Below are 10,664 nucleotides of genomic sequence, written 5' to 3'. Positions count from 1 at the left end.
ATCCGGCATTCCCTGCGCCCTCTCGTTGTCTGAGGGACATGTTAGATGCAGAGCTCGGGCCTCACCCGCCGCGAGATCGCGCAACCGCGTCCCCTGCTGTTTGAGCCGTGAAGTTGAGCGGATCACTGCGCGTCGATGGGTGCGGCGTGCTGTCGTGCGTTGCTGCAACACGTTCCATGCGCAACAGACTCCAACACGCGAAAAACTCGCTGTCAGTTCCCCGTCATTCCGGGGCGGCGCGCGAAGCGCGACGAGCCCGGAATCCATCGCGCAACGCAACGTGCCGTGACATGGATTCCGGGCTCGCGCTGCGCGCGCCCCGGAATGACGGAGGAGAGAGCTAGGCCTTCATCACCGCTCTGCCGAATGGCGACATGTGTGCCGTCTCACTCCGCCGTCATGCCCGGCGAAGGCGGGCATCTTGTACGCCGCGGCGGTCGTGAAACCCGAGATGCCTGTGGTTACTGGATCGTCCGCCTTCGGACGATGATAGCCGGGGCATCATCAGCTTCATCGCTTGGCAAGGCGACACGGCACTTGCCCGGGCCTACCCCATCCCCACCTGCCCCGCCTCCCACCCGATCATCGCCTGCTTGCGCGTCAGGCCCCAGTGATAGCCCGTCAGCGCGCCTGTCTTTCCTAGCGCGCGATGGCACGGCACCACGAAGGAGATCGGGTTCTTGCCAACCGCCGCGCCCACCGCGCGCGAGGCCTTTGGCGACTCCAGCCTTGTCGCGATGTCCGAGTAGCAGACGGCGCGGCCCATGGGGATCTTGAGCAGGGTTTCCCAGACGCGGACCTCGAAGTCGGTGCCGATCAGGACGACGCGCAGGGGCTGCTCGGGGCGCCACATACCCTTGTCGAAGATGCGTTGCGCGAGGCCGGCGGTGCCGGGGACGTCCTCGATATAGTCGGCGCGGGGCCAGCGGCTCTTCATGTCGGCGAGCGCGGAAGCCTCCTCGCCGAGGTCGGCGAAGGCGAGGCCGGCGAGGCCGCGCGGGGTGGCCATCACCAGCGCTAGGCCGAACGGGCAGGGGTGGAAGCCGTAGCGCAGCGTCGTGCCGGCGCCGCCGGTCTTCCATTCGCCTGGAGACATCGCCTCGTGGGTGACGAACAGATCGTGCAGGCGGCCGGGGCCTGAGAGGCCGGAGTCGAGCGCGGCGTCGAGCACGCTGGCCGAGCCCTTCAGCAGGCCCTTGGCGTGGTCGAGCGTCAGCGCCTGCATGAACGCCTTCGGCGTCAGCCCGGCCCAGCGCCGGAACAGATGGTGCAGCTCGTCCGGCGTCAGGCTGGCGGCGTCGGCCATGTCCTCGATGGTCGGCTGCCGCCGCCAGTGCTCCGAGATGAACGCGATCGCGCGGCGCACGGCGTCGTAGTCGCGCAGCGCGGCGGATTGTTGCGGGCCCGGCTTGGCCAGGGCGGAATCGTGAATGGCGAGGGTCATCATGACTCCGGATGTAGGGCGGCCGGGGAGGGCACTCCACCCGATTTCTGATTGGGGGGCTAGGGCCGGCGCGAGCGGTCGCGCGGCGTTTTTCCGGGCCTCATGGTTCGAGACGCGCCGCTGAGGCGGCGCTCCTCACCATGAGGGGAAGGTGGAGCGGCAAGGAAGGGGCTGCATGCGGGCCATCCGCGGACAGCTCTCACTCCTCACCCTGAGGAGCCCGCCGCAGGCGGGCGTCTCGAAGGGCGAGGCCCCGCTGTGGCCTCATGGTTCGAGACGGCGCTCCGCGCCTCCTCACCATGAGGGTCAGCACTGCACCGAGGACCATGAACTCGGGATTCCCGGTTCAAGGCCTGCGGCGTTGCCCCGGAATGACGGTGGGTTGGCGGGTGGCAGATCGGGAAGGTTACAGCGGGTTGTACACCGGCCCGCGTTTCGCGGCCTGCAGCCCGGCCGTCAGCGCCTTCGCAAAGCTCGCCTTTTCCTCCGGGCCGAGGAAGCTCGCGATGGCCACGCGCTGGCCGCGGGCGACCAGATAGAGGCGCTCGATGCCGAACTCCTCGTGGGTTTCCTGGTCGAGGCGCACCCAGAGCGGGTTGAAGCGCCATTCCATGACGTGACCCTTGTGGCTGACGCGGCGCAGGCGCAGCTCGGTCAAGGTGATGGTCACGTCCTCATAGGCCCTGGCGCGGCGGAAGTTGACCTTGAAGGCCCAGTAGATCGCGAGCGCGTCGAGGCCGAAGAAGCCGAGCACGGGCCAGGCGCCCATCAGCAGCGAGGCGATGCCGCCGATGAAGCTGATGGCGCAGACCACCGCCATCAGCACCACGAAGCCGGTGCGGCCGAGCGAGCGATGCGGCGTCAGCCGCGCCGAGAACAGCTCGGGATCAGCGGCCGCGGTGCCGGTCTCCTGATACGCAAAAGCATTGCCTGGCGTCATGGGGCCTCAGTATACCCGGGATCATGGCCAAAATCACTCGCCCCCAACGCGCCAAGCCGGCCCCGGTTCGCAAGCCGTCCAGACAGGCGGGCAAAGCCGCGCCGGGAGCAGCTGCCAAATCCGCATCCAAAACGGCGAAAAAGGCTGCCAAGATCAGCCCTGCGGCCAAGCTGCCTTCGCCGAAGTCGAAGGCAGGCGCGGTCAAGAAGCCGTTGAAGGCGACCAAACCGTGGACTCCGACCGAGATCCGCGAGGCCTTCAGCCGGTTCGCCCAGGCCAATCCGGAGCCCAAGGGCGAGCTCGAGCATCTCAACCCCTACACCTTGCTGGTCGCCGTGGTGCTGTCGGCGCAGGCGACCGACGCCGGCGTCAACAAGGCGACGCGGCCGCTGTTCGCGATCGCCGACACGCCGCAGAAGATGCTCGCGCTCGGCGAGGACAATGTGCGCGACTACATCAAGACCATCGGCCTGTATCGCACCAAGGCCAAGAATGTCATCGCCCTGTCCGAGAAGCTGATCGCCGAGTTCGGCGGCGAGGTGCCGCGCACGCGCGCCGAAATCGAGTCGCTGCCCGGCGCCGGGCGCAAGACCGCGAATGTCGTGCTCAACATGGCGTTCGGCGAGCACACGATGGCGGTCGACACCCACGTGTTCCGCGTCGGCAACCGCACCGGCCTGGCACCGGGCAAGACGCCGCTGGAGGTCGAGCTCGGGCTGGAGAAGGTGATCCCCGCCGAGTTCATGCTGCACGCGCATCACTGGCTGATCCTGCACGGCCGCTACACCTGCCTCGCCCGCAAGCCGCGCTGCGAGCTGTGCCTGATCAAGGACCTCTGCCGCTGGCCGGAGAAGACGGCCTGATACGTTGGACGCGACGTCAGGTTGCAAAGTGAGAACGCGTTTGACAGTCACTTTAGCGTCACGCTGCGACGCCGTCTCACCATGGCCAGGCCACATCGCCGCCCGCATTGGTCATAAGATGAAACCCGCAATCCGGGCGATGTGAGTGGCGCGTGATGATTTCCGCGTTCTCGGACTTTTGGGCGCCGGGACGGGGAAGGATCAGTTGCATGGACCATACCGCCGCACTCGTGTCGCTCGCGACCGCCGTGCCACCGCATCAGTTCCGCCAGAACGAGGTCATGGAGGCGGCGCGCGTCGTGCTGTCGCCGCGCTTTCCGCAGTTCGACACGATGGCCAGCCTGTTCGCCAACACCGGCATCCGCGCCCGCTACGGCGTCAAGCCGATCGAATGGTACATGGAGCGGCGCGGCTGGCCGGAGCGCACGGAAGCCTATCTCGATGGCGCGGAGGCGCTGTTCGTCGAGGCCGCCGGCAAGGCGCTGGCGCAGGCCGATCTCAGGGCTGATGAGATCGACACCATCGTCAGCGTCAGCTCGACCGGCATCGCGACGCCGACCCTGGAAGCGCGCGTCGCCGGCCGCATGGGTTTTCGCTCCGATGTCTCGCGCGTCCCCGTGTTCGGGCTCGGCTGCGCCGGCGGCGTGTCGGGACTGTCGATCGCGGCACGGCTTGCGCAAGCGCGGCCCGGCACCAACGTGCTGTTCGTGACCTTCGAGCTGTGCACGCTGGCGGTGCGCCATGACGAGCTGAGCAAGGCCAACATCGTCGCGCTGAGCCTGTTCGGCGACGGCGCCGCGGCCGCGATCCTGCGCGCCGGCGATGGCGGCGCGACGCGCGTCGAGGCGACCGGCGAAAAGCTGTGGCCGGATACGCTGGACATCATGGGCTGGAGCGTCGATCCCGAAGGCTTTGGCGTCATCTTCCAGCGCACCATTCCGGATTTCGTCACCGAGAACATGGGCCCTGCGGTCAACGAGATCCTCGTCAACATGAAGCTGTCGGCCGCAGACGTCGACCGCTTCGTCTGCCATCCCGGCGGCGCCAAGGTCATCACGGCGCTGGAGCGCGCGCTGTCGATCGGGCAGGGCACGCTGGATCATGAGCGCGAGATCATCGCCGACTACGGCAACATGTCCGCGCCGACCGTGCTGTTCGTGCTGGAGCGCGCCCGTGCGAAGGGCCTGCCGCCGCGCTCGGTGCTGACGGCGCTCGGACCCGGCTTCACCGCAAGCTGCGTCTCACTGAGGCACGCCGCATGACCTTCGCCGCCTTCGTCCTCGCTCTCGTCACCATGCAACGGCTCGGCGAACTCGTGCTCGCCCGGCATAACACCCGCCGCCTGCGCGCTATGGGCGCGGTCGAGGTCGGAGCGGATCATTATCCGCTGATGATCTCGATGCATGCGGCGTGGCTGGTGTCGCTGTGGCTGCTCGGTGTCGACCAGGAGGTCGATCCCTGGCTGCTGTCGGGCTTCGTGGCTCTGCAGGGCCTGCGCTGGTGGGTGCTGGCGACGCTCGGGCCGCGCTGGACCACGCGCATCATCGTCCTGCCCGGCGCGCCGCTGGTCGCCGACGGGCCGTATCGCTACATCTCGCATCCGAACTACCTGGTGGTGACGGCGGAGATCGCACTGCTGCCGCTGGCGCTGCACCTGCCGCTGATCGCGCTGATCTTCTCCGCGTTGAATGCGGCCGTGCTGTTCATCCGCATCCGCGCCGAATCCGAGGCGCTGTCCGGCGGTATTGGCGGCGGCCAGACTGCATGAGTGCTGCGGCCGCGCCGGAGGAAACACCGGGCCTCGCCACCTGGCTCGGCTTCGTCCTGATGTGCGTCGGCATGTTCATGGCCATCCTGGACATCCAGGTGGTGGCGACCTCGCTTCCCACCATCCAGGAAGCGCTCGGCATCACGCCGGATGCGATGAGCTGGATCCAGACGGCGTATCTCATCGCCGAGATCATCGCGATCCCGCTGACCGGCCTGCTGACGCGCGTATTCACCCTGCGCTGGCTGTTCGTCGGCGCCGTCAGCGTCTTCACCGCGGCCTCGCTCGGCTGCGCGCTGAGCGGCAGCTTTCACATGCTGCTGGCGTTCCGCGTGCTGCAGGGCTTCTTCGGCGGGCTGCTGATCCCCGTGGTATTTTCCGCAGTCTTCCTGCTGTTTCCGTCGCGGCTGCACGCGGTGGCCACCACGATCGGCGGCGTGGTCGCGGTGCTCGCGCCGACGATCGGGCCCGTCGTCGGCGGCTTCATCACCAACACCTGGTCGTGGCCCTGGCTGTTCCTGATCAACATCGCGCCGGGCATCCGCGGCAACCGCCACGCCGGCGCTGCTGCCGAAGCAGGACATGGAGCTCGAGGAGCTCGACAAGCTCGACCTGCTGGCGCTGCTGCTGCTCGCGGTCTCGCTGGCGAGCCTGGAGCTCGGACTCAAGGAGGCGCCGAAGGGCGGCTGGCTGTCGTCGAACTGCATCGCGCTGCTCGTGCTCAGTGCATCGTGCCTCACGCTGCTGATCCAGCGCCTGCTGGCATCATCCGATCCGATCCTGCGGATCGGCAGCTTCCAGCGCCGCGCCTTCACGCTGGGCTGCGTGTCGAGCTTCTGCCTCGGCATCGGCCTGTTCGGCTCGGTCTATCTGATGCCGGTGTTCCTCGCCTTCGTACGCGGCCACGACGCGTTCGAGATCGGCAAGATCATGCTGGTGACGGGCGTCGCGCAACTGGTCGCGGCCCCGCTCGTCACCGCGCTCGACGGCAAGGTCGATGCGCGGCTGTTGACCGCGTTCGGCTTCGTGCTGTTCGGCGCGGGGCTCGCGGCCAGCGCGTTCCAGCCGGCGAACGCCGATTATCAGGAGATGTTCTGGCCGCAGGTGGTGCGCGGCGTCGGCATCATGTTCTGCCTGCTGCCGCCGACGCGGATCGCGCTCGGCGACCTGCCGCCGGCGGAGGTCGCCGATGCCAGCGGCCTGTTCAACCTGATGCGCAATCTCGGCGGCGCCATCGGCATCGCGCTGATCGACACCATCATCTATGGCCGCGTCACGCTGCACGCCCAGGCCTTCCGCGATCGCCTGATGGCCGGCGACACTGCCGCGGCGAAGGCCATCGGGCTCGCGCCGGAGCTGCTGCGCAACCGCCCGCGCGGCGTGTCGGAGGAGCAGGCGATCGCCTATGTCCGGCCGCTGGTGGAGAAGGCCTCGCTGGCGCTGTGCGTCAACGAGGCGTGGTCGCTGCTCGCCGGCATCGCGCTGCTCGGCTTCCTGCTGATCCCCTTTGCGCGCAACAAGCCCGCGCACCTGTCGCCGCAACTGCGCGCGCTAGAGGCTGCGCAGCCGGCGCTCCGGCGACGGCTCGATCAGCTCGGGTCGCGGTCCGGATAGCCGCTTGTGCAAATGGACCATGAAGGCCATGCCGAACAGCGGCGTCGCCAGGTTCACGATCGGGATCGCGACGAAGGCCGCGATGATCAGCCCCGCCGTGAACACCGTCACCGCATTGTCGCGGCGCATCGCCTTGGCCTCCGCGGGCGGGCGGAAGCGCATCGCGGCGAGCTCGAAATATTCGCGGCCGAGCAGCCAGGCGGTGGCGATGAAGAAGATCACGAAGCCGGCGCCGGCCAGGAACACGAAGGGCAGGGCGACCAGATAGACCAGGATGGTGAGGCCGGCGGCCTTGAGGCCCTCGACGATGGCGATGCCGAACGGCAGCGCGACACCCGGGCGCTCGGCCGGATAGTGCTCGCGCTCGACCAGATCGGCGACGTCGTCGACGAACAGGCTCGCGACCAGCGAGGTGATCGCGGGCATCAGCATGATGCCGCCGAACACGACGCCGAAGCCGGCCGCGATCGAGATGATCCAGGTCAGCACCTCCAGCGCGCCATGCGAGTTCGGCCCCAGCATCGCCTCGGCCCAGCCCTCGCCGGCGGTCGCGAGCCAGCTCAACAGCCGCTGCAGCCCGATGGCCAGCACGGTGATCAGCACCAGCGACAGCCCGATCGAGCGATACAGGATCGAGCGCATCGGCGGCGACAGCATCTGCGAAAGCGCCTTGACGGCGGCGTCGATCATGGCGGTGGACCCTCTCTAAGAGACACGGGACAGGACGTAGAGATGCTGGAGGGCTTCGGCAAGCCCGTCCTCCCCACCGCACGCTGATGGTCCCGAACTGCTTCCTCTCGTCATTGCGAGCGCAGCGAAGCAATCCAGGATGGTGGGTGGGACTCTGGATTGCTTCGCTGCGCTCGCAATGACGGAGGAGAGACCATTTGCGAAGCTAGACCCTCATGGTGAGGAGCGCGCCCCTTGGCGCGCGTCTCGAACCATGAGGCCCCTATGTCACCTCACAACCTCGTCGCCCGCAGCCGCAGCGCGTTGCCGACCACGCTCACCGACGACAACGACATCGCCGCCGCGGCGATGATCGGCGACAGCAGGATGCCGAACACCGGATAGAGGATGCCCGCCGCGATCGGGATTCCGGCCGCGTTGTAGATGAAGGCGAAGAACAGGTTCTGGCGGATGTTGCTCATGACCGCCGCCGACAGTTTACGCGCCCGCGCGATGCCGCCGAGATCGCCTTGCAGCAGCGTCACGCCGGCGCTCTCCATGGCGACGTCAGTGCCGGTGCCCATCGCGATGCCGACATCGGCGGCCGCCAGCGCCGGCGCGTCGTTGACGCCGTCGCCGGCCATCGCCACCACCTTGCCGCTGGCGCGCAGCCGCGCCACCACCGCGCTCTTCTGTTCCGGCAGCACCTCGGCCTCGACCTCGGTGATCCCGATCCTGCGCGCCACCGCCGTAGCCGTGACGCGGTTGTCGCCGGTCAGCATGATCACCTTGATGCCGTCGGCCGCGAGCGCCTTCAGCGCGTCCGGCGTCGACGCCTTGACGGGATCGGCGATCGCGAACAGTGCCGCCGGCTTGCCGTCGACGGCCATCGTGATCACGGTGGCGCCGTCTTCGCGCAGCCGCTTGCTCTCGACCCCGAGCGTGTCGGTGATGATGCCGAGCGAGGCCAGGTAGGTGGGATTGCCGAGCACGACCGCCCTGCCGTCGACCTCGCCGCGCGCGCCCTTGCCGGTCGGCGCGTCGAAGCCCTTCGCGTCGGCCAGCTTGAGCTTGCGCTCGCTGGCGTGACGCACGATGGCTTCGGCGAGCGGATGCTCGCTGGCGCGCTCGACGCTGGCGGCGAGCCTGAGCGCCTCGGCTTCATCAACGCCTTGCGCCGTGACGATGCCGGTCACCTTCGGCTTGCCCTCGGTCAGCGTGCCGGTCTTGTCGACGACGAGCGTGTCGACCTTTTCCAGCCGCTCCAGCGCCTCGGCGCTCTTGATCAGCACGCCGGCCTGGGCGCCACGGCCGACGCCGACCATGATCGACATCGGCGTCGCCAGCCCCAGCGCGCAGGGGCAGGCGATGATCAGCACGCTGACGGCAGCGACCAGCCCGAAGGCGAAGCGCGGCTCGGGGCCGAACGCGTACCACGCGACGAACGCGGTGAGGGCGGCGGCGATGACGGTGGGCACGAACCAGCCCGCGACCTGGTCGGCGAGGCGCTGGATCGGCGCGCGCGAACGCTGCGCGTCGGCGACCATCTGCACGATCTGCGACAGCAGAGTCTCGCGGCCGACCTTGTCGGCGCGCATCACGAAGCTGCCGGTCTGGTTCAGGGTGCCGGCGATGACGCGCTCGCCCTCGTCCTTGGTCACCGGCATCGATTCGCCCGTCACGAGCGACTCGTCGAGCGAGGAGCGGCCTTCGAGGATGATGCCGTCGACCGGCACCTTCTCGCCGGGTCGCACGCGCAGCCGATCGCCGGCCGCCAGCTCGGCGATCTCGACCTCGTGATCATTACCGTCGGCGTCGAGCCGGCGCGCCGTCTTCGGCGCGAGCTGCAGCAGCGCCTTGATCGCGCCCGAGGTCGCCTCGCGCGCGCGCAGCTCCAGCACCTGTCCCAGCAGCACCAGGATGATGATGACGGATGCGGCTTCGAAGTACACCGCCACGGTGCCGCCATGGCCGCGGAACGCCGGCGGAAACGCCTGCGGCATCAAGGTCGCGATCACGCTATAGACATAAGCCACGCCTGTGCCCATCGCGATCAGGGTGAACATGTTGAGATTGCGGGTCTGGATCGACTGCCAGCCGCGCACGAAGAACGGCCAGCCCGCCCACAGCACCACCGGCGTCGCTAGCGCGAACTGGATCCAGTTCGACAGCACGGGATCGATCAGGCCGTGCCCGCCGACGAGATGCCCGCCCATTTCCAGCACCACCACGGGTGCCGCGAGCACGGCACCGATCCAGAACCGCCGGGTCATGTCGGCCAGCTCGGGATTGGGCGCATCGTCGAGGCTGATCACGTCGGGCTCGAGCGCCATGCCGCAGATCGGGCAGGTGCCGGGGCCTTCCTGCCGGATCTCCGGATGCATCGGGCAGGTGTAGATGGTGCCGGCCGGCATCTCCGGCGGCGGCTCGCGCTCGCCGAGATATTGATCCGGATCCGCCGCGAACTTGGTGCGGCAGCCGGCGGAGCAGAAATGGAAGGTCTGGCCCCGATATTCGAAGCGGTGCTTCGACGTCGCGGGATCGACGCTCATGCCGCAGACGGGATCGATGACCTTGGCCGCGTCATGCGCGTGATGGTCATGGCCGCCGCAGCACGCGCCCGCATTCGCCGGAGCGGCGGCCGGCGCAAGGTACTTGGCGGGATCGGCCGCGAACTTGGTTCGGCAGCCGGCCGAGCAGAAGTGAAAGGTCTGGCCATCCTGCTCGAAGCGATGCTTCGAGGTCGCCGGATCGACCGACATGCCGCAGACCGGGTCCTTCACCTTGACCGGCGCGTCCGCCGCGTGGCCGTGACCACCACAGCAGCCGCCCGCCTCGCTGCTCGGCGCGGCATGATCGCTGCAACACGCCTCGGGAGCCGGCTCGCTGTGTCGTGCTTCGACCCCGCCGGTCCGCGTTCCGCAGCCGCATCCGCCGGATGGAGCCGCTGCGGCGCCCTGTCCGTGTTCGGTTTCCGACATCGCCCAGCCTCGTCTCTTGAAACCTATACCCTGTAAGGGTATATAGGCCGCATGCGCGACGACATCAAGACATCCTGTCAGAAACGTTTGAGCCGGATCGAAGGACAGGTCAGGGGCCTGTCCAAGATGGTCGAGGACAATCGCTACTGCATCGACATCGTGACCCAGATCTCCGCGGTGCGCGCGGCGCTCCGCCGCGTCGAGGAGGAGATCCTGCGCGATCACGTCTCCCATTGCGTCGAGCACGCCATCGCATCGGGCGACAAGGCCGACCAGCGGCAGAAGATCGCTGAACTGATGGACGTGATCAGCCGCTCGGATCGGTGAGGAGATGCGGCGTATCGCGACAAGCGATCCTGGAGCTTAGACCGCTCCGTCATGCCCC

8 protein-coding genes and 1 pseudogene are annotated in these 10,664 nt (G+C 68.1%); 5 read left to right on the top strand and 4 right to left on the bottom strand.

Going from position 1 to position 10,664, the window contains the following annotated elements:
- Nucleotides 1–547: 547 nt before the first annotated feature.
- Nucleotides 548–1,447: a methylated-DNA--[protein]-cysteine S-methyltransferase gene (locus BRAS3809_RS08245; RefSeq protein WP_035655749.1), complete on the bottom strand. Its 900-nt coding sequence runs from the start codon at nucleotides 1,445–1,447 to the stop codon at nucleotides 548–550.
- A 403-nt stretch (nucleotides 1,448–1,850) separates the two neighbouring features.
- Complete coding sequence (locus BRAS3809_RS08240; protein WP_008961627.1) at nucleotides 1,851–2,384, bottom strand: DUF2244 domain-containing protein; 534 nt, start codon at nucleotides 2,382–2,384, stop codon at nucleotides 1,851–1,853.
- A gap of 23 nt (nucleotides 2,385–2,407) precedes the next feature.
- Here BRAS3809_RS08240 and nth point away from each other — a divergent pair, with 23 nt between their 5' ends.
- From nth to BRAS3809_RS08220, 4 genes and pseudogenes are all read left to right on the top strand, one after another.
- Nucleotides 2,408–3,247: an endonuclease III gene (nth, locus tag BRAS3809_RS08235; protein WP_008961626.1), complete on the top strand. Its 840-nt coding sequence runs from the start codon at nucleotides 2,408–2,410 to the stop codon at nucleotides 3,245–3,247.
- A gap of 209 nt (nucleotides 3,248–3,456) precedes the next feature.
- Complete coding sequence (locus BRAS3809_RS08230; RefSeq protein WP_008961625.1) at nucleotides 3,457–4,509, top strand: type III polyketide synthase; 1,053 nt, start codon at nucleotides 3,457–3,459, stop codon at nucleotides 4,507–4,509.
- On the top strand, nucleotides 4,506–5,015 hold the full coding sequence (locus BRAS3809_RS08225) for an isoprenylcysteine carboxyl methyltransferase family protein (RefSeq protein WP_035655746.1): 510 nt from the start codon (nucleotides 4,506–4,508) through the stop codon (nucleotides 5,013–5,015). The genes BRAS3809_RS08230 and BRAS3809_RS08225 overlap by 4 nt, the downstream gene beginning before the upstream one ends.
- Nucleotides 5,012–6,629: pseudogene (locus BRAS3809_RS08220) on the top strand (DHA2 family efflux MFS transporter permease subunit). The gene BRAS3809_RS08225 and the pseudogene BRAS3809_RS08220 overlap by 4 nt, the downstream one beginning before the upstream one ends.
- Here BRAS3809_RS08220 and BRAS3809_RS08215 read toward each other — a convergent pair.
- Nucleotides 6,567–7,319, bottom strand: coding sequence for a sulfate transporter family protein (locus tag BRAS3809_RS08215; RefSeq protein ID WP_008961622.1), 753 nt, complete (start codon nucleotides 7,317–7,319; stop codon nucleotides 6,567–6,569). The pseudogene BRAS3809_RS08220 and the gene BRAS3809_RS08215 overlap by 63 nt on opposite strands.
- A 272-nt stretch (nucleotides 7,320–7,591) precedes the next feature.
- Nucleotides 7,592–10,279, bottom strand: coding sequence for a heavy metal translocating P-type ATPase (locus BRAS3809_RS08210; protein WP_083839066.1), 2,688 nt, complete (start codon nucleotides 10,277–10,279; stop codon nucleotides 7,592–7,594).
- Nucleotides 10,280–10,330: 51 nt separating this feature from the next.
- On the opposite strand from BRAS3809_RS08210, the gene BRAS3809_RS08205 reads away from it, so the two are divergent.
- Nucleotides 10,331–10,606, top strand: a complete 276-nt coding sequence (locus BRAS3809_RS08205; RefSeq protein ID WP_006613634.1) for a metal-sensitive transcriptional regulator — start codon at nucleotides 10,331–10,333, stop codon at nucleotides 10,604–10,606.
- Nucleotides 10,607–10,664: the final 58 nt, after the last annotated feature.

The sequence above is a fragment of the Bradyrhizobium sp. STM 3809 genome (assembly GCF_000239795.1).
GTDB lineage: Bacteria > Pseudomonadota > Alphaproteobacteria > Rhizobiales > Xanthobacteraceae > Bradyrhizobium.
The sequence above is the reverse complement of the archived record's forward strand: the minus strand, read 5'-3'. Positions and strand labels throughout refer to the sequence as shown.